Origin of the sequence: Streptomyces sp. NPDC087310 (assembly GCF_044744405.1) — a bacterium.
Taxonomy (GTDB): Bacteria; Actinomycetota; Actinomycetes; order Streptomycetales; family Streptomycetaceae; genus Streptomyces.
The window spans coordinates 49,056-74,022 of the sequence record NZ_JBIUYF010000012.1 but is presented as its reverse complement, the minus strand read 5'-3'; the positions used below and the strand labels follow the sequence as shown (position 1 = coordinate 74,022).

Here is a 24,967-nt window from a genome sequence, read left to right as displayed (position 1 = left end):
GTGGACAGACTGTCCAACAACACGGATGGGAGGCCGGGCAGATGACTGGCTCGGGGGCAAAGGCCGCAGTGGACTGGCTGGCATCGGTGGCACCGGACCCTGACGCCTGCCGGTGGGAATGGGAGCGCAGCCCGAACGGGGTGGCTCTCCTTCCGGCAGGCAGGCGCTGGGACGTACTGATCCTGCCGGGCGACCTCGGTTACCCGACGCTCGACGTGCTGACCCGGCTCGTCGACCGCCCGGGCCCGGTACTCGCCGACTTCGGCGACGCCCGGATGGGCTTCTTCGTACCACCGGGGACGGTCGCACGCTGGATCGGTACGGGGGTACGGGGCGCAGGCCGGGGCACCTGGATCGTCGTCCCGTACCCGGGCCGGGCGAGCGGCGGGGTGCGCTGGCTGATCCCGCCGGACGGCGCGGGGACCCTCACGGACGCGGCGTTGCTGGAGCTGGCGATGCACGAGGCGGCGGCGGGGATGGCGCGCGCGGGGGGCGCGCGGGAGGACTGGGAGGACGACGTCGGGGAGTGAGGTGTGAGCCGACCCCCGGCCGGCCTCGCACCGCCTCAGCCGGAACGTCGCCGATCGGCCGGAGGGTCCGCCGCGTCGCTGAGCACGGTGCGGTGCGAACGGGTGCCGTGTTCGCGTTCGTGTTCGCCGGCACGGTCACGCTCGCGTTCGTGTACGCGTTCGTGTGAGCGGAATCCGCCGATCGCCGCCTCCGTAAGAAGGAGCAGCATGCCGCACAGCGCCAGGCTCCCCAGGACGTCCAGTGGCCAGTGGTAGCCGCGCAGTACGAGGCCCACGCCCGTGGCCAGAGTGAGCAGCACAGCGACCGGAAACGTCCTGTTCCGTCCGGTGTACGGGGCGAGGAGCAGCGCGGCGCCGCCGTACGCGACCATCGCCGTCGCCGTGTGACCTGACGGGTAGTAGCCGGTCGCGTCCGTGAGCGGACCCGGCCGGTCGATCCACATCTTGAGCGGTACGACCAGGGCGGGGACGGCGGCCATCGCCACGGCGGCCCCCAGCGGCCGTAGGCGCTGCCCGCGCCGCAGCGCCTCGCCGAGTGCGAGGGCCAGTACCGGCAGGGCGACCGGCATGCCGCCGAGGTCGGAGAGGAGCTGCGTCAGAGGTTCGGGCCCCTTGCCGGCGAGCGCGAGACCGAACCGTTCGTCGGCGGCGCGCAGCGGCCCGCCGGCGGCCGTCTGCCAGGTGATGAGCGCGAAGAGGGCCGCGCACAGGGCGAACGCCGCGCGAGCACGAGGGGAGAAAAAAGGCGGCCGCCCGGGAACAGGGGGGGTTGTTCCGGGGCGGCCGTCAGGACCGGTGTACCGCACGCCCCGGGGGGTTTGGGGCGGGCGGCCATCCGATCGGTGAGGAGATCCAGAGCCAGAAGCTCCAGTGGTGTGCGCGAAGGCACGACCAAGGCGACGCTGGGGATGCCCCGCATTGGTGTCGCCCACAGTTCCCTGTGCAGTTCCCTGTGAGCGGGGTGTTTCTCTCATCTGGCAAAACCGTACGTCAGGGCCGGGGGCTCCAACAGTCGGAACCCCATCCCGCCATGGCCCTCGCACACCTTCTTCACAGGCCCTCACCCGTGTGACGGGCCCCGTCACGCCGCGGGAACGCCGCGACGGCGCCGCAGCGCGCCGCGGTGCGCCGTGCTGCGGCGTAACGGGGCGTAACGGGGCGTAGGGGAGCTCAAAGGGCCCGTACCGGCGGTGAGGAGACGCCTTGAGGGGCGCTCTCCGGACCGGAGGCTCAGAGAGCGGCGAGCGCCCGCTCGATGATGTCCAGGCCCTCGTTCAGCAGCTCCTCGCCGATCACCAGGGGAGGCAGGAAGCGCAGGACGTTGCCGTACGTGCCACAGGTGAGGACCAGCAGCCCCTCGGCGTGGCACGCCTTGGCGAGCGCCGCGGTCGACTGCGGGTCCGGCTCCTTGGTGTCGCGGTCCTTCACCAGCTCGACCGCGATCATCGCGCCGCGCCCGCGGACGTCGCCGATCACGTCGTACTTCTCCCGCAGTGCGGAGAGACGGTCCTTCATGACCGTCTCGATGCGGCGCGCCTTCGCGTTGAGGTCCAGCTCCTTCATCGTCTCGATGGAGCCGAGGGCGGCGGCGCAGGCCACCGGGTTCCCGCCGTACGTACCGCCGAGGCCGCCCGCGTGCGCGGCGTCCATGATGTCGGCGCGGCCGGTGACGGCGGCGAGCGGCAGGCCGCCCGCGATGCCCTTCGCCGTGGTGATCAAGTCGGGGACGACGCCCTCGTCCTCGCACGCGAACCACTGGCCGGTGCGGCAGAAGCCCGACTGGATCTCGTCCGCCACGAACACGATGCCGTTCTCCCGGGCGAACTGCGCGAGGGCGGGCAGGAAGCCCTTCGCCGGCTCGATGAAGCCGCCCTCGCCGAGTACGGGCTCGATGATGATCGCGGCGACGTTCTCCGCGCCGATCTGCTTGCTGATCTGGTCGATGGCCTGGGCGGACGCCTCGGCGCCACAGTTCTCGGGGCCGGTGGGCCAGCGGTAGCCGTAGGCGACCGGTACCCGGTAGACCTCCGGCGCGAACGGTCCGAAGCCGTTCTTGTACGGCATGTTCTTGGCGGTCAGCGCCATGGTGAGGTTCGTACGGCCGTGATAGCCGTGGTCGAACACGACGACCGCCTGGCGCTTGGTGTGCGCGCGGGCGATCTTGACGGCGTTCTCCACCGCCTCGGCTCCCGAGTTGAAGAGGGCCGACTTCTTGGGGTGGTCGCCCGGCGTCAGCTCGGCGAGCTGCTCACAGACCTCCACGTACCCCTCGTACGGCGTGACCATGAAACAGGTGTGGGTGAAGTCGGCGAGCTGGGCGGTGGCGCGGCGTACGACGGCCTCGGCGCTGGCGCCGACCGAGGTCACGGCGATACCGGAACCGAAGTCGATCAGCCGGTTGCCGTCCACATCCTCAAGGATGCCGCCGCCGGCGCGCGCGGCGAAGACGGGCAGCACGGACCCCACACCCGCGGCGACCGCGGCGGTACGGCGGGTCTGCAGCTCCCGCGACTTGGGTCCGGGGATGTCGGTGACGACGCGGCGCTCCTGCGGAATGGCGGTCATGAGGGGCTCCTGGGGGTATTCCGGGTCTTTCTCCGCAGGCTAGGGGCGGGAACGGAAAGCGGGCATGCTCCGATCGGGAGTGGTGAGGGGCGTGTCGTTGTCCGCGGCGGACATAGCGACGGGGTTTCGCGCCGTACGGGGCGGACATAGCGACGGGGTTCGCGCCGTACGGGGCGGACATAGCGACAGGGTTCGTGCCGTACGGGGCGGTGCGCCGCCCGCCGTACTGCGCGGCGCGCCGTGCGCGGAAGAGCGGGCAACGACGCCCCGTGGGCGGGACGGTGGCGGTGGGCCACCCGCTCAACGCCCGGCGGTGGCCATACATTGAGCGGGTACAGAGCGGGCAGGACGGACTGCGCAGGGGGCAGGAGTTCACATGGACAGCGACGGCACACACGACGCACGGGTCACACGCGCCAACCCCGTGCCGCGCCCGGCGGGGCCGCCGCCCATGCCGTCCTCAGCGCCGTTCGAGTCGCCCCCGCCCCCCGCACCGGGGCATGCGCCGCACTCCGGCCCGACCCTGGCGGAGTGGCTGCGCGTCCCACGGGTCACGGACGCGCCGGGAACCTGGGCGTACGGCCATCGGGCCCGGCCCGCCGAGGAACCGGAGCTGACGCCCCTGCGGCAGCTCGTCAGCGGGGCGCTGATCTCGCTCCTCGCCGGCCTGCTGCTCTGGTCGCTGCTGTGGAACGGCTACCTGGGCGGCTTCTGGCTCTGGCCGCTCTACCTCTTCACACCGGACCGCTGGTGGATCGGCACGGTCGAAGGCGCGATCGCCCAGGACGTCTACTACGCGCTGGTCATCGGCGGAATGCTGTTCCTCTTCGGCCGACTCGGCCGCTGGCCCGAACTGGCGCGGCGCGTGGTCGGCCGAGGCCCCGGTACGGCTCCCAAGGAGGCCGCCCCGCCGTCCCCGGAGCCCGAGGACGATCTCGCCGAGTGGCCCGAGCTGCGGACCGCGGGGCAGAGCGACATCGCCGTACGCCTCGCCTCCGAGGTACGGAGCGGGCGGATGAACGACGTCGACTACGCCCGGATCCGCCGCGCCTGGCACTCCGTACGGGCCGACCCCTCGCGCCTGACGGCCTTCGGAGAGGCCGTACGGGGCGACGGCGCGGGCGCCTGCGTCCATCCCTCGGGCAAGCGCGATCTCCCCGTCCGGGCCGCCCGGCACGATCTGCTCGTACGGCAGGTCAGGCTCGGCACCGTGCACGACGGCGAGCGCAACCCGTACCCCCGCAGGGGATCGGGGCTGGCGCTGGACCCGGTCCTGCTGGGGACCTCGCTGCTCGCCGTCGGCCCGCCCGGTGCCGGGAAGACGCACGCCCTGGTACGCCCCGTCGTCGAGTCGCTGTCGCTCCAGGCGCTCGCCGGGCAGGCCGCCGTCATCGCCGTCTGCGCCACCGGCACGCAGCTCGGGCCGGACAGCGCCTACGACGTGGTCGTCAGGCTCGGTGATCCCGATTCGGTGTACGACCTGGATCTGTACGGCGGCACGAACGACCCCGACGAGGCCGCTGTCGTCCTCGCCGAGGGCCTCGTGGGCGATCTCGCGGACACCGACAGCCGGCGGGCTTCCACGGCCCTCGCACAGCTTCTGGGGCCGTTCCGCGCCGTGCACGGCCGACTGCCCGCCGTACCGGAGCTGCGCGAGCTGCTCGACGGTGAGCCCGCCGCGCTCGCCGTACTGCGGGAGGCCCTGGACGCCGAGGGGCATCTCGCCATGCGGCGCGAGCTCGACACCCGCGAACGGCAGTCCGGCGCGCCCGGGGACCCGGGGCGGGCGCTCGCCGACCGGGTCGCGCTGCTCGACCGGCCCGCCTTCGCCGGCTTCTTCGACACGAGTGGGAGGACCCGGCCGTTCTCCCTGCGCACGCTGGAGCACCCGCTGCGCGTCCGCATCGACCTGCCCGAGCGCGGGCACGCCGAGGCGTCGCGGATGCTGGCCAGGATCGTCCTCGCCCAGTTCACGGCGAACGCCGCGACCCGGGCCGACCGGTCCCTCTTCGCCTGCCTTGTCCTGGACGACGCGACGCGCACCCTCACCCCCGAGACCCTGCGCGGCGTGCAGCGTCTCCGTTCGGTCAACGCGGGCGCGGTGCTCACGCTGCGCACCCTCGACGACGTGCCCGAGGCGTTGCACACCGCGCTGCTCGGCGCCGTGGGCTGCCGGATGGCCTTCTCCGGTATCACCACCTGGGACGGCAAGCGCTTCGCTGAGGCGTGGGGCACCGAGTGGGTGGAGACGCGCGACGTCACGCAGCGCACCGTCTTCGCGGACCAGCCGCTGACCCGGGCCATTCACGCCTTCCGCAAGCTGGTCACCGGCAAGGCCGTGACCACGGACGCCGTGACCGTACGGAAGGTCGAGCGCGAGCGCTGGTCGGCCTCCGAACTGGCGCATTCGGTGCCGGCGGGCCACGCGGTCCTGTCGCTGCGGACGGTGAGTGGCGAGCACGCGCCACCCCTCCTGGTCGACCTGCGGAACTGAGCGCACGGGGCGGGGCGGCCCATCGGCATCAGGACGCCTGCACTTCGTACAGGCTGGCAGAATCGGGACAAGCCGTTGCTACAAGACGGCAAAATGGTCGTGTGGCCCCGTACCGGGCCCGATGAACGCTCCGCCTCCTGATCGGCCTGCGTCCGTCGCCCTGCCCCTCCGCTGCCGAAGGTCCTACGGTTCCACCATGCCGCCCACCCTCGCCTCGCTCGTCCAGCACTCGGCGCTCCACCTCACCGTGCACGCGGGGGAGGACCGGCTGAGCACGCCCGTCCGCTGGGTTCACGCCAGTGAGCTGGCCGACCCCGTGCCGTACATGGAGGGCGGCGAACTGCTGCTCATCACGGCGACGACCCTGGACGCCGCGGACGCCGGGGCGATGCGGCGGTACGTACGGCGGCTGGCGGACGCCGGGATCGCCGGGCTCGGCTTCGCTGTAGGCGTCAACTACGAGGACATCCCCGAGGCGCTTGTCGGCGCGGCGCGCGACGTGGGGCTGCCCCTGCTGGGCGTGCCGCGGCGTACCCCCTTCCTCGCCATCAGCAAGGCGGTCTCGGCGGCGCTCGCCGCCGACCAGTACCGCGCTGTGACCGCGGGGTTCGAGGTCCAGCGCGAGCTGACCCGCGCGGCGCTCTCCGAGGGGCCCGCGGCGCTGCTGGAGCGGCTCGCGGCGCACGTGGACGGCTGGGCGGCGCTGTACGACGCCTCCGGCGCCGTCGTCGCCGCCGCGCCCGAATGGGCGGCGCGGCGCGCGGCCCGGCTGACGGGCGAGGTCGAGCGGCTGAGCGAGCGCCCCGCGCCCGCGAGCGCGGTGGTCGGCGGCGCGGACGCGGGCGACGCGTCCGGGGACGCCGAGGACCGCGTGGAACTCCAGTCGCTCGGCACGGGCAGACGCGTCCGCGGCGCCCTCGCGGTCGGTACGGGGGCGGCGCTCGGCACCGCGGAGCGGTACGCGGTGCACTCCGCGGTCGCGCTGCTGACGCTGACGACGGAGCGTTCACGAGCCCTCCAGGCGGCCGAGCAGCGGCTGGGCGCCGCCGTGCTGCGCATGCTGCTGTCCGGGCAGCCGGACCACGCGCGGACCGTGGCGGGGGACCTGTACGGCGGGCTGCTCGACGCCCCGTTCCGGCTGCTGATCGCGGAGTCCACGCCGGGCGCAGGGAGCGCCGCAGCCGCGCAGGGGGGCACCGAGACGGACCATCCGCTCCAGGTGCTGACGGATGCCATCGAGGCGGTGGCCTCACGGGCCGGCGAGGCGGTGCTCGTGGTCCCGGACGGCGAGCACCGCCTCGCCGCGGTGGCCTCCGACGGAGGGGCGGTGGTCACCTCCCTGGCGGGGTACGCGCGGCTCGAATCGGAGGAAGTGGGCGTGGTCACCGGCCTCTCCGCGCCGACGGGGCCGATCGCGACGGCCGGTGCCTACAAACAGGCCGAGCAGGCGCTGTCGGTGGCCCGGCGGCGTGGCATGGCGCTCGTCGAGCACGAGGAACTGGCGGCGGGATCGATCCTGCCCCTGTTGGCCGACGACGCGGTGCGGGCCTTCGCGGAGGGGATGCTGCGGGCGTTGCGCGACCACGACGCGAAGGGCCGCGGCGATCTGGTCGCGTCGCTGCGGGCCTGGCTGTCCCGCCACGGCCAGTGGGACGCGGCGGCGGCGGACCTGGGCGTGCACCGCCATACGCTCCGCTACCGCATGCGCAGGGTGGAAGAGATCCTCGGCCGTTCGCTGGACGACCCGGACGTGCGGATGGAGCTGTGGCTGGCGCTGAAGACCACGGCGTCACCGACGCTGCCCGCCCCTTCGGGCCCGGAGGCCCCGGAGGATCGGGAAACGCGGGAGTAGCGGGAACCGGTGGGGCGGGGGAGCGAGGGCGGCGTACGGGGCCGGTACGACGCCCGGGACGGGCGGGCACCGTACCTACGGTCGGAGCCACGGCCAGGCCCGTCCCGCGGCCGAGATGACGGGCACCGTAGGGGCGCGCACGGCCCACGTCTCGGTACGCAGGTCGCCGGAAGCCGTGCGCGCCGTACGGGGCTGCCGCGGCGTGCGGCCGCCCTGTAGCCGCAGCCGCGCGCCGCTGCCCCGTACGCCGCGGCCGCCCCGTCTCCGCGCCCTACTGGTCGCAGCCTTTAGGCCGCAGCCTTCGCGCACGGAGCGCACCGCGCACCGTGCGCCCCGTACGCCGCGCGCCGCGCACGGAGCGAGAGCGGCACCTTCATAGGCGCGCGGTTCGTCTTGCCGACAGGGAAGTCGTTCCGTTCCACCCCGTCCCCACGCAGCCTCGTCAGCAGCTCGTTAGGTCCGAACCCCGCGTGTGACATTGCGTAGCACAGCCTCGGCCGCACCACTCCACTGCGGACAATCCGCCTCGTGCCTCCGCACCCCTACCGTGGGATGGACACGCCGTCTCCTCGGAAGGGCCCGGACTCGCAATGACTTCCACCCACGCTTTCTGGCTCGCCGGCCGCCAGGCCACCGGCGAGGACAACCTCGACGTCACCTCCCCCTGGGACGGCCGCCTCGTCGGAACCGTCTCCCTGCCGACCGACGCGCAGGTCGAGGACGCCGTCGCCGCCGCGCACGCGGTGGTCGACGAGTTCGCCGCGACGCCCGCGCATGTACGGGCCGCCGCCCTCGACCATGTCTCGCGCCGCCTCGTGGAGCGCACCGAGGAGATCGCCCGGCTGATCTCCGCCGAGAACGGCAAGCCCCTGAAGTGGGCCCGCGGCGAGGTCGGCCGCGCTGTTTCCGTCTTCCGGTTCGCCGCCGAGGAGGCTCGCCGTTTCAACGCCGGTGACGCGCAGCGGCTCGACACCGACGCGGGCGGCACCGGCCGCCTCGCCCTGACCCGTCGCTTCCCCCGCGGCGTCGTCCTCGGCATCGCGCCGTTCAACTTCCCGCTCAACCTCTGCGCCCACAAGATCGCCCCGGCCATCGCCGCCGGTGCCCCAATCATCCTCAAGCCCGCCCCGGCGACGCCGCTCTCGGGCCTCCTCATCGGCGAGCTGCTCGCGGAGACCGATCTCCCCGCCGGCGCCTGGTCCGTACTGCCCGTGCCCAACGACCGGATGCCCGCCCTCGTGCAGGACGAGCGGCTGCCGGTGATCTCCTTCACCGGTTCCGACAAGGTCGGCTTCGCGATCATGGACTCCGTCCCGCGCAAGCACTGCACCCTCGAACTCGGCGGCAACGGCGCGGCCGTCGTCCTCGCGGACTACGCGAGCGACCAGGACCTCGACTGGGCCGCGGCGCGGATCGCCACGTTCTCGAACTACCAGGGTGGCCAGTCCTGCATCTCCGTGCAGCGCGTGATCGCGGACGCCACGGTGTACGAGCGCCTCGTGCCCCGCATCGTCGCCGCCGTCGAGGCGCAGGTCACCGGTGACCCCCAGGACGACGCCACCGATGTGGGCCCTCTCGTCAGCGAGGACGCCGCCAAGCGCGTCGAGTCGTGGGTCGACGAGGCCGTACGGGCGGGCGCGCAGCTCCTCGCGGGCGGCAAGCGCGACGGGGCGAGCTACGCGCCCACCGTCCTCGCCGAGGTCCCCGAGGACACCACCCTTGCCTGCGAGGAGGTCTTCGGCCCCGTTCTCACGCTGCGCCGCGTGGAGAGCGAGAAGGAGGCGTTCGAGCGGGTGAACGACTCCAAGTACGGCCTCCAGGCCGGCGTCTTCACCCACGACCTGAAGGCCGCGTTCCGCGCCCACCGCGTTCTGGAGGTCGGCGGCGTGGTCGTCGGCGACGTCCCGTCGTACCGCGCCGACCAGATGCCGTACGGCGGCGCCAAGCAGTCCGGTGTGGGCCGCGAGGGCGTGCGGTACGCGATGGACGACTACACGTACGAGCGCGTCCTCGTGCTCACGGGCCTGGACCTGTAGACCGCCACCCGTACGGCGCCCCGTACGCCCCGTACGCCCCATACCGGGCGTGCGGGGCGCCGTACGGGGCGTACGAGCCCACCGGCAGCGGCCGGAGCCCAGCAGGGGGCTCCGGCCGCTGCCGTTCGTCCGGGTGCGGTTCGTGTACGGGGCGGGGCAGGGCGAGCGGTCCGGGTACGGGGACGAAACGGTCCGTTCCACGACTGGTGCGTGTGCCAGGAATCGGGTAGATACGGACGAGTAGCAACAGTCGGTATATCGACACCGTCACCCGGTAGGTCGGCACCGTCCCGCACTGCCGCGTACCGGCCCGCACCGCCAGGCATCGTCCTTGGCCCCGACTCCGCGGCGAGGTGAGTTCCTCATGTCCGCCCCATCCGCACCCTCAGCAGCGTCCACGCCACAGGAACCACGGAAACCACAAGATCCACAAGTATCGCAGGGACCGCCCAAGGTCTCGGAGCGGGAAGCGCGGCAGGTCGCCGAAGCAGCCCGTGAGCAGGGCTGGCGCAAGCCCAGCTTCGCGAAGGAGATGTTCCTCGGCCGCTTCCGTCTCGACCTCATCCATCCGCACCCGATGCCGGCCCCCGAGGACGTCAGGCGCGGTGAGGAGTTCCTCACGAAGCTGCGCGCGTTCTGCGAGACAGGCATCGACGGTGCGGTGATCGAGCGCGACGCCAGGATCCCCGACGAGGTGATCAACGGCCTCAAGGAACTGGGCGCGCTCGGCATGAAGATCGACATCAAGTACGGCGGGCTCGGCCTCACCCAGGTGTACTACAACAAGGCCCTGGCGCTCGTCGGCACCGCCAGCCCCGCCGTCGGGGCGCTTCTCTCGGCCCATCAGTCGATCGGCGTACCGCAGCCGCTCAAGATCTTCGGCACCCAGGAGCAGAAGGACCTCTTCCTGCCGCGCCTGGCCCGGAGCGCCATCTCGGCGTTCCTGCTCACCGAGCCCGACGTGGGCTCCGACCCCGCCCGGCTGGCCACGACGGCCGTTCCCGACGGTGACGCGTACGTCCTCGACGGCGTGAAGCTCTGGACGACCAACGGCGTCGTCGCCGATCTGCTCGTGGTGATGGCCCGGGTTCCCAAGGAAGAAGGCCGTAAGGGCGGCATCACCGCGTTCGTCGTCGAGGCGGACTCCCCCGGCATCACGGTCGAGAACCGTAACGCCTTCATGGGGCTGCGCGGCCTGGAGAACGGCGTCACGCGCTTCCACCAGGTCCGCGTCCCCGCCGCGAACCGCATCGGCCCCGAGGGCGCGGGTCTCAAGATCGCGCTCACCACCCTCAACACGGGGCGCCTCTCCCTGCCCGCGATGTGCGTGGGCGCGGGCAAGTGGTGTCTGAAGATCGCCCGCGAGTGGTCGGCCGCGCGCGAGCAGTGGGGCAAGCCCGTCGCCCGCCACGAGGCCGTGGCGGCGAAGATCTCGTTCATCGCCGCCACCACGTTCGCGCTGGAGGCGGTCGTCGACCTCTCCTCCCAGATGGCTGACGAGGACCGCAACGACATCAGGATCGAGGCCGCCCTCGCCAAGCTGTACGGCTCCGAGATGGCCTGGCTGATGGCGGATGAACTGGTTCAGATCCGTGGCGGCCGGGGCTTCGAGACGGCGGACTCCCTGGCGGCCCGCGGCGAACGCGCCGTACCCGCCGAACAGATGCTCCGCGACCTGCGCATCAACCGGATCTTCGAGGGCTCCACGGAGATCATGCACCTGCTGATCGCCCGTGAGGCCGTCGACGCCCATCTCGCGGTGGCCGGCGACATCATCGATCCCGACAAAACCCTCCAGGACAAGGCCAGGGCGGGGGCGCAGGCAGGGAAGTTCTACGCCCGCTGGCTGCCGAAGCTGGTGGCCGGGCCGGGGCAACTGCCCGGTTCGTACGCCGCGTTCCATCCGGCCGGGCACCCGGACCTGTCGTCGCATCTGCGCTACGTCGAGCGCACCGCCCGCAAACTCGCCCGCTCCACCTTCTACGCCATGTCACGCTGGCAGGGCCGCATGGAGACCAAACAGGGCTTCCTCGGCCGGATCGTGGACATCGGCGCGGAACTGTTCGCGATGAGCGCCGCGTGCGTACGGGCCGAACTGCTGCGTACGAGCGGTGACCACGGCCGCGAGGCGTACCAACTGGCCGATGTGTTCTGCAAGCAGGCCCGGATCCGCGTCGAGGCGCTTTTCGCCCGGCTCTGGTCCAACACGGACGACCTGGACCACAAGGTCGTGGACGGCGTTCTGTCGGGTACGTACGCCTGGCTGGAGGACGGCATCGTCGACCCGAGCGGCGAGGGCCCCTGGATCGCGGACGCGACGCCGGGCCCGTCGCGACGGGAGAACGTGCACCGCCCGATCCGGTGAGCCGCTGAGACGCACCGTACGGGGCGTCTCAGCGGGCGGCACGAGGCGTCACAGGGCGCCGCCGACTAGGCCCCCCAGCGGCCCGCTGTTCCCCGGCTCATGGGCCGGGGAACAGTCCGGGCTCCGCCTCGCGCCTCCTGGGGCCTCTCGTCCGGATCTTATGGATCTTGCTGGACTCGCGTGCCCTGGTGCCGCGCCTCGTGGCGTTGCCGGCGGTCATCCCCGAGGTCTCGGCTTCGCTCGACCTGGGGAGACCCCGTCCGCTCCCGCGTCGCTTCTTTCCTCCGCCTTGCGATCCACGGCACCAACGGCGACGTCAGCCGCTGACGCGGCGGACGCTCCCTGGTCCGGCCAGATCCAAACGAACGACCCTAGTTGAACGGATCGAGGGTGATGTACGCCTCCTGCGGGTTGCTGTCGGTCACCAGCGACTCGTGGTTGCCGACGTCGTCGAAGGCGAAGGCGTACGCCTTGCCGTCCGCCATCTGTGCGTGGATCTTCCGGGCGTAGTGGTTGGTCACCGAGTCCTGGTAGAAGCCCGCAGCTCCGGTGTCGGGCTGGTTGGGGTTCGACAAGAGGGTGGAGCGGTTGTAGCCCGCGCACAGGGTGCGCGAGATCGGGCCGCGTACGGCGTCGTTCGGGGCGTCCAGGAACTTGTAGCAGCCGAAGACGCTGTCCGCGTCGGGCTTCTGGAACGAGGTGACGACCGCGCCCGAGGTGTTGGTGAAGTTCATGACGTTGCCCGAGACCCGGCCGAAGTACTTGGTGTTCGGCTGGTCGGCGAACGGAGTCACCGTCAGGGTGGAGGAGGCGTACTTGCTCCACACGCGGTTGATGTAGTCGTCCATGACGGAAGCCGGCAGCGTGCCCGCCCCGATGCCGTGGCCGGGTGCGAGAGCGCGCAGAACGGTGCCGTCGGAGCGCGTCTGGATCAGATTGGCCCAGCCGCCCGGCTGGTCCCGCAGAGAGCTGTAGAAGCCGTTGTAGCCCCCTGCCTTGAGGTGGCCGGTGTTCTTCGTCGTACCGTTCGCGAGCTTGACGCCCACCGCGTACGGGGCCGAGAACATGTCGACCTGCGTGCTGTTGATCCAGAGCCCGCCGCCGTTGAGCGTGTACTCGGTCCAGTTGAAGAGGATGTCGCGGTTCGGGTCGGACGGGTTCTGTACGGCGGGCTGTACGAGGCCGCCTGTGGTCAGCTTGAAGACGAGCTTCTTACCGTACGAGAAGTAGACCCGGCCGGAGAACTGCGGCATCCGGATCGTCATCGACTGCCCGTTGGCGGGCCCGGCGATGGACGCGTCCGGTGCGGGGGTGGGCGGATTGCCCCCGGCGGGCCAGGGGTGGAACGTACCGTTCGCGTCGGCCCAGCCCTGCTGGCCCGTCGAGAGCTGCGTTCCGATGTTGTACACGTAGACCTGATCGCCGCGCGCGGAGCTGTTCTTGATGGTGAGCGGGATGGTCGCGGGGACCGCGGCCTCGGTCGACGGCGCGGTTGCGGCGGCCGTGGCGGCGGGCGCGGGGCCGGCGGCTGTGAACCCCGTCGCGAAGACCACGGTCGCGGCCAGGTAGGTCAGTACCTTCCGTAGGGCAGGCACGCTCTTCCTCCTTAGGAGGTGGATTCCAGTGGGGGTGGAACAGAGGGTCTGAGAGCGCTCTCAGGATCGGGCCGCGAGGCAGGCGTGTCAATGAAAGTGGCTCAACGGACCAGAGTTGAACGAGTGGTTGACGAGCCGCGCCCTCCCCGGCTCGGCGCTCGGCGGCGCACGGCGCGCCCCACCCCGCAACGCCGTGCTCCCGGCCCTCCGTGATCTCGTGCGTTCCAAAGCGCACAATGCGGCCGTCGGGACGGCACCGTGCGCGCAGTACGGAGCGAGTACGGCGCGGAGCATGGGCGCGATCAACTCAAGGACGGGTGGGGAATGTTCGGGGCCGGTCAACGGGACGGGACGACCGAACGGCGGCAACGTCGCTTCGCGGTCGCGGCGGTTGGCGCCGTACTCGTCGCCACGTGTACGGCGGCGTGCGGCGCCGACGGGGCGATCGGCGACAGGCCGGGCGACGCGAAGAGCGCCGCGAGCCGAGAAGGCGTGGACAGCCGGAGGGACGGGGCGGACGGGAAGGGCGGACCGCGTGTCACGCTCACGTGGCCCGCGACCACAACGGTCCTCCCCGCCGCCGGCCCCGCGCCCACGCCCCTCACGGACGCACAGCTCACCGCGGGGTCCTTCACCGACGGCGAGCGGATCGGCGCCTACACAGCCTCTGCCTACGCGCTCGGCGCCCCGCTGGGCGAGAACTACACCGCCGAGCCCACGGGCTGCCAGCCGCTGGTCAGCCTCGCCAGGGGAGCCACTGGGCACGCCCTTGTGGCCGAGGTGAACCGCGGGTTCGAGGACGCCGACGAGATCTATGGCGTCACCGTCGCGGTCCAATTGCGCTCGTACGCCGCCCATGGTGCGGCCGGGGTGCTCGGGGCGCTCCGTGCGGCGGGGCGGCAGTGCGCCGACGGGTTCACCGAGGACCGGGGGCTCGCGCGGGCGAGGTACCTGTCCGTGGAGTCGGCCGACGCGCCCGACCTGGGGGACGAGGCGGTGGCGTACCGGTTCACGATCCTCGACGTTCGAGACGTTCGAGACGTTCGAGAGGTACGAGACGTACGAGGGGAGACAAAGCTCTACGAATATCTGACCGTCGTACGGGACGGTGCCTGCACGCTCTCCTTCCGTGCCGAGACCACGGACGGCGAGGACATCGGGGGAGTGCCCGAGGAGATCGTCCGGGCCCAGTGGGAGAAGTTCCGCGCCGCCGCCGGGTGACCTCGCCCAACCCCGGCCCCCCCAGCCCTGAGCCCTGCCCAGCGCTGAGCCCTGCCTCGTGCCGGAGGAGCCCGCCGTACGCCGCGCCCACGGGGCGTGTCCGAGGCGAACCCGACACACACCCGGGCCCCGCGCGGACCGCTCACGGGGCGGCGCGGGCCCCGCGCGCGGGGCCACCCACAGGGGAGCGCTGTCCTACCGGTTCGCGGATGAGGCAAGAATGGGGGGCATGAGCGACAGCCCAGCCCCTCTCGCCGATCCGCATATCGTCTTCGACCCGATCGAAGGCCGCCGTGACATCGTCGTCCTCGGCTCCACCGGATCCATCGGCACGCAGGCCATCGACCTGGTCCTGCGCAACCCCGACCGTTTCCGTGTCACCGCGCTGTCCGCCGCGGGCGGCCGCGTGGCGCTCCTCGCCGAGCAGGCGTGGCGGCTGCGGGTCCGTACCGTGGCCGTCGCGCGCGAGAGCGCCGTACCCGCCCTCCGGGAGGCACTCGGGGCGCGGTACGGGGCGGGCGAACCGCTCCCCGAGATCCTCGCCGGCCCCGACGCCGCGACCGAACTGGCCGCCTCCGAGTGCCACACCGTACTGAACGGCATCACCGGCTCCATCGGGCTCGCCCCCACGCTCGCCGCGCTGACGGCGGGCCGTACGCTCGCGCTCGCCAACAAGGAGTCGCTGATCGTCGGCGGCCCCCTGGTCAAGGCCGTGGCCAAGCCCGGCCAGATCATCCCCGTCGACTCCGAGCACGCCGCGCTCTTCCAGGCGCTGGCCGCCGGTACCCGCGCCGATGTGCGAAAGCTCGTCGTGACGGCCTCGGGAGGGCCGTTCAGGGGCCGTACGAAGGCCGATCTGGCGGGCGTCACCCCCAAGGACGCCCTCGCGCACCCCACCTGGGCGATGGGCCCGGTGATCACGGTCAACTCCGCGACCCTTGTGAACAAGGGGCTTGAGGTGATCGAGGCGCACCTCCTCTACGACATCCCCTTCGAACGTATTGAGGTGGTTGTCCACCCTCAGTCGTATGTGCACTCGATGGTGGAATTCAAGGACGGTTCGACACTCGCCCAGGCGACCCCGCCCGACATGCGCGGGCCCATCGCCCTCGGTCTGGGCTGGCCCGAGCGGGTGCCCGACGCCGCGCCGGCGTTCGACTGGACCAAGGCTTCGACCTGGGAGTTCTTCCCGCTCGACGGTGAGGCGTTCCCGTCCGTGGCACTCGCCCGGCACGTGGGCACTGTGGGCGGTACGGCCCCGGCGGTGTTCAACGCCGCGAACGAGGAGTGCGTGGACGCGTTCCTGGCGGGGCGCCTGCCGTTCAACGGCATTATGGAGACCGTCACCGCGGTCGTCGCGGAGGCGGAACACGACGGGCCCCGTACGCCCCGTACAAGCGACGGTGGGGCCTCGGAACGGGGCGGAGCGGCGGGAACCTCGCTCACCCTGGCCGACGTCCTCGAAGCCGAGACCTGGGCGCGTGCCCGGGCCCGCGAGGCAGCAGCGCAATTCAGTGACGTACGTCAGCCAAGCGAAGAACAGTCGGCGGAGGCTCGCGCATGACGATTCTGTTGACGGTCCTCGGGATCCTTGTGTTCCTCGCGGGGCTGCTCTTCTCCATCGCCTGGCACGAACTCGGCCATCTGTCCACGGCCAAGTACTTCGGTATCCGGGTGCCCCAGTACATGGTCGGCTTCGGGCCGACCATCTGGTCACGTAAGAAGGGCGATACGGAGTACGGCCTTAAAGCGATCCCCATGGGCGGCTTCGTCCGCATGATCGGGATGTTCCCGCCGGGACCCGACGGACGCATCGAGGCGCGTTCCACATCGCCGTGGCGTTCGATGATAGAAGACGCCCGCTCCGCCGCTTACGAAGAGCTCGAGCCCGGCGACGAGAAGCGCCTCTTCTACACGCGCGCGCCGTGGAAGCGCGTCATCGTGATGTTCGCCGGTCCCTTCATGAACCTCGTACTCGCCGCCGTGATCTTCATCAGCGTCGCGATGGGCTTCGGCTTCCAGACGCAGACCACGACGGTCGCCGGGGTCCAGAAGTGCGTGATCTCGCAGAGCGACAAGCGTGACTCGTGCGAGAAGGGCGACCCCGTCTCGCCCGCCCAGGCGGCCGGCCTCAAAGAAGGCGACAAGATCGTCGCCTTCAACGGCAAGCCCGTCGACGACTGGTCCACGCTCTCCAACCTGATCCGCGGCACGATCGGCCCCGCCACCATCACCGTCCAGCGCGACGGTACGGAGCGGGTCCTGCACGCCACGCTCGCCAAGAACATGGTGGCCGCGAAGGACTCCGACGGGCAGGCCGTTCCCGACAAGTACGTCCCCGCCGGCTATCTCGGGTTCGCCGCCTCCACGGAGATCATTCCGCTCTCCTTCGTCGATTCCGTGGACCGGATGGGCGACATGATCGGGAACGGCGTCGAGTCGATCATCGCGCTGCCTTCCAAGATCCCCGACCTGTGGAGCGCGGCCTTCGGGGACGGCCCGCGCAAGGACGACTCGCCGGTCGGCGTGGTCGGCGCGGCGCGCATCGGCGGCGAGGTGCTGACGCTCGACATCCCCGCGCAGAACCAGATCGCGATGATGCTGTTCCTGCTCGCGGGGTTCAACCTCTCGCTCTTCCTCTTCAACATGCTGCCGCTGCTGCCCTTCGACGGCGGCCATGTCGCGGGCGCGCTCTGGGAGGCCCTGCGGCGCAGGCTCGCGCGGTTGTTCAAGCGCCCCGATCCGGGCCCCTTCGACGTGGCGAGGCTGATGCCGGTCGCGTACGTCGTGGCCGGGATCTTCATTTGCTTCACCCTGCTCGTCCTGGTAGCCGACGTTTTCAACCCCGTCAAAATCAGTTGATATCACCCTTTTCGTGGCGGCCGGACATTATATGTGTCCGGCCGCTTACCTTTGGGCGGACTTTTCGCGAGGATGTGCCCACGCGGCACACGGTGGCGTAATCTCGGGTGCTGGAGCCCGCCGATCTCGGGACCTTGATCCACACCTTGGGGTTGCAGAGCAGATGACCGCAATTTCTCTCGGAATGCCGTCCGTTCCGACGAAGCTCGCCGATCGAAGGGTCAGCCGTCAGATCCAGGTGGGGTCGGTGGCGGTTGGCGGGGATGCGCCGGTGTCGGTGCAGTCGATGACGACGACGCGTACGTCGGACATCGGTGCGACGTTGCAGCAGATCGCCGAGTTGACGGCGTCGGGGTGCCAGATCGTACGGGTGGCGTGCCCGACGCAGGATGACGCGGACGCGCTGGCGGTGATCGCGCGGAAGTCGCAGATCCCGGTGATCGCGGATATTCATTTCCAGCCCAAGTACGTGTTCGCGGCGATTGACGCCGGGTGTGCGGCGGTGCGGGTGAATCCCGGGAACATCAAGCAGTTCGACGACAAGGTGCGGGAGATCGCTCGGGCGGCCGGGGACGCGGGGACGCCGATCCGTATCGGGGTGAACGCGGGTTCGTTGGACGCGCGGTTGCTGGCGAAGTACGGGAAGGCGACGCCGGAGGCCCTGGTGGAGTCGGCGTTGTGGGAGGCGTCGCTGTTCGAGGAGCACGGTTTCCGTGACATCAAGATCTCGGTGAAGCACAACGATCCCGTGGTCATGGTGAACGCCTACCGGCAGCTCGCGGCGCAGTCCGACTATCCGCTGCACCTGGGCGTGACGGAGGCCGGTCCGGCGTTCCAGGGCACCATCAAGTCCGCCGTCGCGTTCGGCGCGCTGTTGGCGGAGGGGATCGGGGACACGATCCGGGTCTCGCTGTCGGCCCCGCCGGCGGAGGAAGTCAAGGTCGGCATCCAGATTCTGGAGTCGTTGAACCTGCGCCAGCGGCGTCTGGAGATCGTGTCGTGTCCGTCGTGCGGGCGGGCGCAGGTGGATGTGTACAAGCTGGCGGACGAGGTGTCCGCGGGGCTGGAGGGCATGGAGGTCCCGCTGCGGGTGGCGGTGATGGGCTGCGTGGTGAACGGTCCTGGAGAGGCCCGTGAGGCCGATCTCGGGGTGGCGTCGGGCAACGGCAAGGGCCAGATCTTCGTCAAGGGCGAGGTCATCAAGACCGTCCCGGAGTCGAAGATCGTGGAGACCCTGATCGACGAGGCCATGAAGATCGCTGAACAGATGGAGAAGGACGGCATCGCCTCGGGCGAGCCCGAGGTCTCCGTGAGCTGATCGCGATCCGCGAATCGCGATCCCTGCGCCTGGCGCGGAGTCTTCTTACGCGGTACGCGGCCCCGCAGCCACCGTTCCTCGGACGCCGGCTGCGGGGCCGCGGCTGTCAGGGACGGCACACGGGGCGGGGCGCAGGCGAGAGGCCCGCGCGCAGAAGGAACCGGAGGCGCCCCGTACCGGGCGCCTCCGCCCCGTCCCCCGTACGTCGCGGCGAGGTCCGCCCCGTACGCCGCGACCTCGCCCCGTACGCCGCGGCTACGTCCGGCCCCGTACGCCGCCCGGCCCACGTGGCCCCGTACGCCCCGTACCGCCCCGTACGGGGCCACGTACGGCGGGCCACAGCGCGCCCCGTGTGAGCGGCTCCGGACGCGCGGCGCCCCGTACGGGGCGTACGGGCCTTGGTTGCGCATGCGAGCGGCGCGTCACAGAGCCGCCGGGTACAGTGCGGAGATCGGCATACGTATGGTGAGGCCCCCTCGTGTTGACGCAGACCACCACCCGGGTCCTCGAACCCAGTGAACTCGGCGCCGCGCTCGCCATCCTGGAGAGCGAGCCCGTCGCCAACGCATTCGTCACGTCCCGCGTCCAGGTCGCCGGACTCGACCCCTGGCGCCTCGGCGGCGAGATGTGGGGCTGGTACGCGGACGGCAGGCTCCGCTCGCTCTGTTACGCCGGAGCCAATCTCGTCCCGATCTGCGCCACCCCCGAGGCCGTCCGTGCCTTCGCCGACCGCGCCCGCAGGACCGGCCGCCGCTGTTCCTCCATCGTCGGCCCCGCGGGCCCCACCGCCGCGCTGTGGCGCCTTCTGGAGCCGAACTGGGGCCCCGCCCGCGAGGTTCGCGCCCATCAGCCGCTGATGGTCACCGAACAGCTCCCCGCCGCCGTCGCACCCGACCCTTTCGTCCGCCGCATCCGCAAGGACGAACTCGAAGTGATCATGCCCGCCTGCGTGGCCATGTTCACCGAGGAGGTCGGCGTCTCCCCGCTCGCGGGCGACGGCGGACTGCTCTACCAGGCGCGTGTCGCCGAACTCGTCGGCTCGGGGCGTTCGTTCGCCCGCATAGAGGACGGCAGAGTCCTCTTCAAGGCCGAGATCGGTGCGGCCACCTCGCAGGCATGCCAGGTCCAGGGCGTCTGGGTCGACCCCGAGTTCCGCGGCCGCGGCCTCTCCGAGTCCGGGATGGCGGCCGTCGTACAGTACGCGCTCGCCGATGTCGCGCCCATAGTGAGCCTCTACGTGAACGACTACAACGCCCCCGCCAGAGCCGCCTACCGGCGCGTCGGTTTCCACGAAGTGGGCGCCTTCATGAGCGTGCTCTTCTGAAAGTAAGGTTCGGCCATGCCGAGCATCCCCGGGGGCACCCCCCGTACCCCCGACGTACAGGTAGGGCCGGTCGATCTCGCCGCGCGCGTCGACGAGGCGCTCGCCGTCCAGGCCCTCGCCTTCGGTCTCAGCGACGACGAGGTCGGCGTACGGCGCCACATCGTGCTCCGGCACGTGCTGCACCGCGGCTGCCGCGCGCTCGGCGCCACCACCGCGTCGGGGCGGCTCGTCGGATTCGTGTACGGCATGCCCAACGACCGTGCCCACTGGTGGTCCACGATCGTCGAGCCCTATCTGCGCGCCAATGGTTCCGACGGCTGGCTCGACGACTCCTTCGTGATCACCGAGCTCCATGTGCACCCCGAGTTCCAGGCACGCGGCATCGGCCGCACCCTGATCACCGCCATCACGGACGCCGCAGCGCAGCCGCGGTCCATCCTGTCCGCCATCGACATCGAGAGCCCCGCCCGCAGGCTGTACCGCACCCTCGGGTACGAGGACCTCGCCCGCCGGGTCCACTTCCCCAGCGCACCCAAGCCGTACGCCGTGATGGGCGCCCCGCTCCCGCTGCGTGGCACGGCGCGGCGCACATACTGATTTCCGCCTGCTGGCGGACCCCGGCTAACCTCCTGGCAACACCCGAGAGAAGCAGAACGCAGGAGTGCTCCCCATGTCCCAGGTCCAGCGCATGTCCCGGTTGATGGTCAAGACATTGCGCGACGACCCGGCGGACGCCGAGACCCTCAGCCACAAGCTGCTCGTCCGCGCCGGCTACGTCCGCCGTACGTCCGCCGGTATCTGGAGCTGGCTGCCGCTCGGCAAGAAGGTCCTCGACAACATCTCGCGCGTCGTACGCGAGGAGATGGACGCCATCGGCGCGCAGGAGGTGCTGCTGCCCGCGCTGCTGCCCAGGGAGCCGTACGAGGCGAGCGGGCGCTGGGAGGAGTACGGCGACCTGTTGTTCCGCCTCAAGGACCGCAAGGGCGGGGACTACCTTCTTGGTCCGACGCACGAGGAGATCTTCACCCAGGTCGTCAAGGACCAGTGCGCGTCCTACAAGGACCTGCCGGTGATGCTCTACCAGATCCAGACGAAGTACCGCGACGAGGCGCGTCCGCGCTCCGGCGTACTGCGCGGCCGTGAGTTCCAGATGAAGGACTCGTACTCCTTCGACACCACCGACGAGGGCCTGGCCGAGTCGTACGCGCTGCACCGCGCCGCCTACCAGAAGATCTTCGCCAGGATCGGGCTCGACTTCCGCATCGTCTCGGCGGTCTCCGGTGCGATGGGCGGCTCCGCGTCCGAGGAGTTCCTGGCGCCCGCCGCGGCGGGCGAGGACACCTTCGTCGACTGCCCCGCCTGCGACTACGCCGCCAACACCGAGGCCGTCACCTTCGCCGCCCCGGTGATGGAGCCCGTCGAGCACGGCCCCGTCGAGGAGCTGGACACCCCCGACACCCCGACCATCGAGACGCTCGCCGCGCACCTCGGCGTGCCGGCCTCCGCCACCCTGAAGAACCTGCTGGTCAAGGTTGACGGCGAGATCACCGCGGTCGGCGTCCCCGGCGACCGCGAGGTGGACCTCGGCAAGCTCGGCGAGCACCTGGCGCCCGCCGTCGTGGAACTGGTGACGGCCGAGGACTTCGTGGACCGTCCGGATCTCGTACGCGGCTACGTCGGCCCCCAGGGCCTCAAGATCCGCTACATCGCCGACCCGCGCGTCGCGGCCGGCACGGCCTGGGTCACCGGCGCCAACAAGCCCGACACCCACGCCCGCAACGTCGTCGCGGGCCGCGACTTCGAGGTCGACCAGTACCTGGACGTCGTCGTCGTCGAGGAGGGCGACCCCTGCCCCTCCTGCGGCTCCGGCCTCAAGCTGGACCGTGCGATCGAGATCGGCCACATCTTCCAGCTCGGCCGCAAGTACGCCGACACCTTCCAGCTCGACGTACTGGGCCAGCAGGGCAAGCCGGTGCGGGTGACCATGGGCTCGTACGGCATCGGCGTGTCGCGCGCCGTGGCCGCCCTGGCAGAGCAGAGCGCCGACGAGCAGGGCCTGTGCTGGCCGAAGGAGATCGCCCCGGCCGACGTCCATGTCGTGGCGGCGGGCAAGGCGCTCCAGACGGAGCTGGCGCTGGACGTCTCCGAGCAGCTTTCGGCGGCCGGACTGCGCGTCCTGGTCGACGAGCGCCCCGGTGTCTCGCCGGGCGTGAAGTTCACCGACGCCGAGCTGATCGGTGTCCCGCAGATCCTGGTGGCGGGCCGCCGCGCCTCGGAGGGCGTCGTGGAGCTGAAGGACCGCCGTACAGGGGAGCGCGAGGAGCTGACGGTCGCGGAGGCGATCGCCCGCCTGACGGCCTGACGGCCTGACGGCCGGCTGCCGCGCTGCGCGCGCCGTACGGGGCGGGGTTTCCGCCCCGTACGGCGCGCGGCGCGGCCCCGTACGGGGCGCAGCGGTACGAAGGGGCGGCCCGCCCCGTACGGGGTGCACGTGGCTACGTATGGGGCGCGGTAGGACTGCGCGCGGTAGGACGGGGCGGGCGGCTCCGCCTCAGAGCCAGCCCGCGAACTCCAGCAGTGACTCCGCACTCTGGCGGTGACCCGAGGCCAGAGCGCGTGTGCCCGACTCCACCGCGCGGAAGAGCGTCCAGCCGCGCAGCCGCTCCCGGTCCACGTCCAGGGAGTCGGCCAGCCGGTTGACCCGGCGGCGCGCCGAGGAGGCGCCGGACGAGGCCGCCACAAGGTCCTCCACCCGGTCGCGCACCAGCCGCGCCAGATCGTAGGCGCGCTCGCCCACGACGGGCTCGGGACCGACCGCCAGCCAGGGCGTGCGGTCGCCCGCCAGCACCTTGCCCTGGCGGAACGCCCCGTGCAGCAAAAGTGCCTCGGGGGACGTCGCGCACAGTTCGTCGCGTGCCGCCAGCGCGGCCGTGACGAGCGGCGCGAGACTCTCGTCGGACGACGCGCGCAGCGCCGCCGCCTCGACGGCGGTCCGTTCGGTCACCGTCTCGAAGCCGTGGCCTGCGGGAGGCTCGATCCACAGGCGGCGCACCGTGCCTGCCGCTTCGAGCAGGGCCTTGGCCTCCGGCAGGGAACGCAGCGACATCTCGGGGTGCAGACGCTCCAGGAGCAGCGCACCGTCCTCCGCGGCGCCCCCGTCGCCTCCGCCCCGTACGGTGCCCGACGCGGCGCTGTACGGGGCGTCGAGGAGCCGGACCGTCCCCCAGCCCTGCCAGTGCGCCAGCGCCGCCCGCTCCAGCGCCGGGCCCGCGAACGGCGGCGCGATCTTGAGCGTGGCGGGGGAGCCGCCGGGCCGCCGTACCAGCAGCACCAGCCCGCTCCTGCCGCCCGGCGCGATCGCCCGTTCGACCTCAAGGCCCCGCCGCGCGACGGCCTCCGCGACAAGCCCGGGAAGCCGTCCGAGCCATTCGGCGGCTGCGGTTTCCCCGCTCAGCTCACCGAGGGTGCGCGCCAGACGCTGCGGCGGTTCGAAACCCATACGCGCGTAGATCCCTTTCGGAGCCATGGGGGACGTGCAGGGCTCACGCTCTCTCGGCGAGCCCAGGAAAGGCTACGCCGCTCCCACGCCAGCGCACGGCACGTACCGCCGCCTCACGCAGCGCCCCCGCCGCCTCGCGCCGCAGGGGTCCCTCCGAGGCCCTGACGAGATCCGAGTAGACGCCCGAGATCCGGTCCTCCAACTCGGCGGCGAGCCGTTCGGCCGCGGGGCCGTCGGGCACGTCGAAGGGCAGCGCGTACGCCGCCGCCGCGACGGCGGGCCTGCCGCCCATGTCGCGTACGGTGCGCGCCAGCGCGTCGCGCCGGGCACGGTGCGCGGTGTACGCCGCGGTGGCCTCCGCCCGGCGCGCGCGGCCGACGCGGCCGCCGACGACTCCGTACCCGTAGACGGCGGCGTGCTCCGCGGCGAGTGCGGCCTGCGCGGCCTCCAGCGCACGGGTGGTCACGGGCGGGCTCCTTCCGTCAGCAGATAGGCGTGGCCGGCGCTCGCCGCGGCGAGGGAGGCCAGTAGCCGGGCGAGTTCCGGGGGCGCTTCCATGAGCGTGGCGGTGTGCGCGTCGCAGGTACGGCGCTCGGCGGCGGCCAGGTCCTTGAGCGCCGCCGCGGGATCGGCCGGTACTTGGGGGGCAGCGGTGACCCCCGCGTCGGGGGTGGTGATGGAGGCAGGAGCGGCGGATGAACCTGGTGCGCCGGTCCTGCCCGATGAGCCGGGCGAGTCGGATGGGCCGGACGTGGCGGAAGGTTTTTCCGGCGCACGCGTCGCGCCGTCGTCCGTGCCGCGCGCCGCGCCGTCCGACGCACCATTCGCCCCGTACGGCGCTCCGCCCGATGCCCCGCCAGACGCCCCGTGGCGCGCCCCGTGCGTCGCGCCGTCGCCCGCGCCGCGCGCCGCCCCGTCCGACGCGCCGGACGCCTTAGGCGCTTCCTCCTCGCGGGCCTCGGGCGTCAACACCGTGATGTGCCGCGCCACCGCGTCGCGCAACGGCGCCAGCCGCGCTTCCTGCCCCGGATGGCGCTCCCGTACCGCGTCGTACCGTGCGAGCAGCACCCGGCTGGTGTCCGCGGACCGCGACCGCAGCGCCTTCTCCGTACGCGCCGCCCGTACCGCGGCGCCGTCCGGTCCCACGGAGGTCTGCCCGTTCCCGGAGTCCGACGAGGAGCACGCTGCGGTCAGCAGACCGGCCGTCGCGGCGCCCGCGGCCAAGAGGGCATGCCTCCGTGTCGTCCCCGTGCGCCCCACGCGTCTCTCCTCGGGCTCGTGAAGATCTCCATGATCAACGCAGGCG

The 24,967-nt window shown here is 71.8% G+C and carries 18 protein-coding genes; 12 read left to right on the top strand and 6 right to left on the bottom strand.

The genetic code is table 11. The annotated features are described in order from the left end of the window. Positions 1 to 41: 41 nt before the first annotated feature. Positions 42 to 530, top strand: coding sequence for a hypothetical protein (locus tag ACIO3P_RS35940; RefSeq protein WP_329822997.1), 489 nt, complete (start codon positions 42 to 44; stop codon positions 528 to 530). 35 nt (positions 531 to 565) lie between these two features. On the opposite strand, the gene ACIO3P_RS35935 is transcribed toward ACIO3P_RS35940, so the two are convergent. Further along, positions 566 to 1,336, bottom strand: a complete 771-nt coding sequence (locus ACIO3P_RS35935; RefSeq protein WP_329822996.1) for a phosphatase PAP2 family protein — start codon at positions 1,334 to 1,336, stop codon at positions 566 to 568. A 424-nt stretch (positions 1,337 to 1,760) separates the two neighbouring features. Further along, on the bottom strand, positions 1,761 to 3,095 hold the full coding sequence (gabT, locus tag ACIO3P_RS35930; protein WP_401855371.1) for a 4-aminobutyrate--2-oxoglutarate transaminase: 1,335 nt from the start codon (positions 3,093 to 3,095) through the stop codon (positions 1,761 to 1,763). Positions 3,096 to 3,471: 376 nt separating this feature from the next. On the opposite strand from gabT, the gene ACIO3P_RS35925 reads away from it, so the two are divergent. The 4 genes from ACIO3P_RS35925 to ACIO3P_RS35910 all read left to right on the top strand — a co-directional run bounded on the left by ACIO3P_RS35925 (position 3,472) and on the right by ACIO3P_RS35910 (position 11,842). After that, on the top strand, positions 3,472 to 5,589 hold the full coding sequence (locus ACIO3P_RS35925) for an ATP-binding protein (RefSeq protein WP_401855369.1): 2,118 nt from the start codon (positions 3,472 to 3,474) through the stop codon (positions 5,587 to 5,589). Positions 5,590 to 5,785: 196 nt separating this feature from the next. Next, the gene (locus ACIO3P_RS35920; RefSeq protein ID WP_401855367.1) at positions 5,786 to 7,441 is read left to right on the top strand and encodes a PucR family transcriptional regulator; all 1,656 of its coding nucleotides are present in this window, start codon (positions 5,786 to 5,788) and stop codon (positions 7,439 to 7,441) included. A gap of 590 nt (positions 7,442 to 8,031) precedes the next feature. Further along, entirely contained in the window at positions 8,032 to 9,477 is a 1,446-nt protein-coding gene (locus tag ACIO3P_RS35915; RefSeq protein WP_401855364.1) for an aldehyde dehydrogenase family protein, read from the top strand. Between the two features lie 364 nt (positions 9,478 to 9,841). Next, complete coding sequence (locus ACIO3P_RS35910; RefSeq protein WP_401855361.1) at positions 9,842 to 11,842, top strand: acyl-CoA dehydrogenase family protein; 2,001 nt, start codon at positions 9,842 to 9,844, stop codon at positions 11,840 to 11,842. 371 nt (positions 11,843 to 12,213) lie between these two features. Here ACIO3P_RS35910 and ACIO3P_RS35905 read toward each other — a convergent pair whose 3' ends face one another. Beyond that, positions 12,214 to 13,437, bottom strand: coding sequence for a glycoside hydrolase family 64 protein (locus ACIO3P_RS35905; RefSeq protein WP_329822990.1), 1,224 nt, complete (start codon positions 13,435 to 13,437; stop codon positions 12,214 to 12,216). A 324-nt stretch (positions 13,438 to 13,761) separates the two neighbouring features. Between ACIO3P_RS35905 and ACIO3P_RS35900 the strand changes: the two genes are divergently transcribed. The 7 genes from ACIO3P_RS35900 to ACIO3P_RS35870 all read left to right on the top strand — a co-directional run bounded on the left by ACIO3P_RS35900 (position 13,762) and on the right by ACIO3P_RS35870 (position 22,524). Beyond that, positions 13,762 to 14,658 carry a hypothetical protein gene (locus ACIO3P_RS35900; protein ID WP_401855358.1) on the top strand — a complete coding sequence of 299 codons (897 nt, stop codon included), beginning with the start codon at positions 13,762 to 13,764 and terminating at the stop codon, positions 14,656 to 14,658. Positions 14,659 to 14,887: 229 nt separating this feature from the next. Beyond that, a complete protein-coding gene (gene dxr, locus ACIO3P_RS35895) occupies positions 14,888 to 16,222 on the top strand; it encodes a 1-deoxy-D-xylulose-5-phosphate reductoisomerase (RefSeq protein ID WP_401855355.1) in 1,335 nt (444 codons plus the stop codon). After that, positions 16,219 to 17,520 (top strand): M50 family metallopeptidase, encoded by a 1,302-nt coding sequence (locus tag ACIO3P_RS35890; RefSeq protein WP_401855353.1) that lies wholly within the window; start codon positions 16,219 to 16,221, stop codon positions 17,518 to 17,520. The genes dxr and ACIO3P_RS35890 overlap by 4 nt, the downstream gene beginning before the upstream one ends. Before the next feature lie 163 nt (positions 17,521 to 17,683). Beyond that, positions 17,684 to 18,838, top strand: a complete 1,155-nt coding sequence (gene ispG, locus ACIO3P_RS35885) for a flavodoxin-dependent (E)-4-hydroxy-3-methylbut-2-enyl-diphosphate synthase (protein WP_329822986.1) — start codon at positions 17,684 to 17,686, stop codon at positions 18,836 to 18,838. 481 nt (positions 18,839 to 19,319) lie between these two features. Then, the gene (locus tag ACIO3P_RS35880; RefSeq protein ID WP_401855445.1) at positions 19,320 to 20,162 is read left to right on the top strand and encodes a GNAT family N-acetyltransferase; all 843 of its coding nucleotides are present in this window, start codon (positions 19,320 to 19,322) and stop codon (positions 20,160 to 20,162) included. 15 nt (positions 20,163 to 20,177) lie between these two features. Further along, positions 20,178 to 20,759 carry a GNAT family N-acetyltransferase gene (locus ACIO3P_RS35875; RefSeq protein ID WP_329822985.1) on the top strand — a complete coding sequence of 194 codons (582 nt, stop codon included), beginning with the start codon at positions 20,178 to 20,180 and terminating at the stop codon, positions 20,757 to 20,759. 73 nt (positions 20,760 to 20,832) lie between these two features. Next, positions 20,833 to 22,524, top strand: a complete 1,692-nt coding sequence (locus tag ACIO3P_RS35870) for a proline--tRNA ligase (RefSeq protein WP_329822984.1) — start codon at positions 20,833 to 20,835, stop codon at positions 22,522 to 22,524. Between the two features lie 189 nt (positions 22,525 to 22,713). Here the strand turns inward: ACIO3P_RS35870 and ACIO3P_RS35865 are convergent, their stop codons facing one another. The 3 genes from ACIO3P_RS35865 to ACIO3P_RS35855 are packed head-to-tail and all read right to left on the bottom strand — an operon-like array spanning position 22,714 to position 24,885. Next, positions 22,714 to 23,661, bottom strand: coding sequence for an aminoglycoside phosphotransferase family protein (locus ACIO3P_RS35865; protein WP_401855350.1), 948 nt, complete (start codon positions 23,659 to 23,661; stop codon positions 22,714 to 22,716). 43 nt (positions 23,662 to 23,704) lie between these two features. Beyond that, the gene (locus tag ACIO3P_RS35860; protein ID WP_329822982.1) at positions 23,705 to 24,127 is read right to left on the bottom strand and encodes a DUF4439 domain-containing protein; all 423 of its coding nucleotides are present in this window, start codon (positions 24,125 to 24,127) and stop codon (positions 23,705 to 23,707) included. After that, complete coding sequence (locus ACIO3P_RS35855; RefSeq protein ID WP_401855348.1) at positions 24,124 to 24,885, bottom strand: hypothetical protein; 762 nt, start codon at positions 24,883 to 24,885, stop codon at positions 24,124 to 24,126. Before ACIO3P_RS35855 ends, ACIO3P_RS35860 begins: the two co-directional genes overlap by 4 nt. Positions 24,886 to 24,967 lie beyond the last annotated feature (82 nt).

Excerpts from the sequence above, each read along its gene's own strand:
- ACIO3P_RS35940 (WP_329822997.1), top strand. The coding sequence starts at position 42 with ATGACTGGCTCGGGGGCAAAGGCCGCAGTGGACTGGCTGGCATCGGTG.
- dxr (WP_401855355.1), top strand. The coding sequence starts at position 14,888 with ATGAGCGACAGCCCAGCCCCTCTCGCCGATCCGCATATCGTCTTCGAC.
- ACIO3P_RS35925 (WP_401855369.1), top strand. The coding sequence starts at position 3,472 with ATGGACAGCGACGGCACACACGACGCACGGGTCACACGCGCCAACCCC.
- ACIO3P_RS35920 (WP_401855367.1), top strand. The coding sequence starts at position 5,786 with ATGCCGCCCACCCTCGCCTCGCTCGTCCAGCACTCGGCGCTCCACCTC.
- ACIO3P_RS35865 (WP_401855350.1), bottom strand. The coding sequence starts at position 23,661 with ATGGGTTTCGAACCGCCGCAGCGTCTGGCGCGCACCCTCGGTGAGCTG.
- ACIO3P_RS35870 (WP_329822984.1), top strand. The coding sequence starts at position 20,833 with ATGTCCCAGGTCCAGCGCATGTCCCGGTTGATGGTCAAGACATTGCGC.
- ACIO3P_RS35915 (WP_401855364.1), top strand. The coding sequence starts at position 8,032 with ATGACTTCCACCCACGCTTTCTGGCTCGCCGGCCGCCAGGCCACCGGC.
- ACIO3P_RS35900 (WP_401855358.1), top strand. The coding sequence starts at position 13,762 with ATGTTCGGGGCCGGTCAACGGGACGGGACGACCGAACGGCGGCAACGT.
- ispG (WP_329822986.1), top strand. The coding sequence starts at position 17,684 with ATGACCGCAATTTCTCTCGGAATGCCGTCCGTTCCGACGAAGCTCGCC.
- ACIO3P_RS35890 (WP_401855353.1), top strand. The coding sequence starts at position 16,219 with ATGACGATTCTGTTGACGGTCCTCGGGATCCTTGTGTTCCTCGCGGGG.
- ACIO3P_RS35910 (WP_401855361.1), top strand. The coding sequence starts at position 9,842 with ATGTCCGCCCCATCCGCACCCTCAGCAGCGTCCACGCCACAGGAACCA.
- gabT (WP_401855371.1), bottom strand. The coding sequence starts at position 3,095 with ATGACCGCCATTCCGCAGGAGCGCCGCGTCGTCACCGACATCCCCGGA.
- ACIO3P_RS35875 (WP_329822985.1), top strand. The coding sequence starts at position 20,178 with ATGCCGAGCATCCCCGGGGGCACCCCCCGTACCCCCGACGTACAGGTA.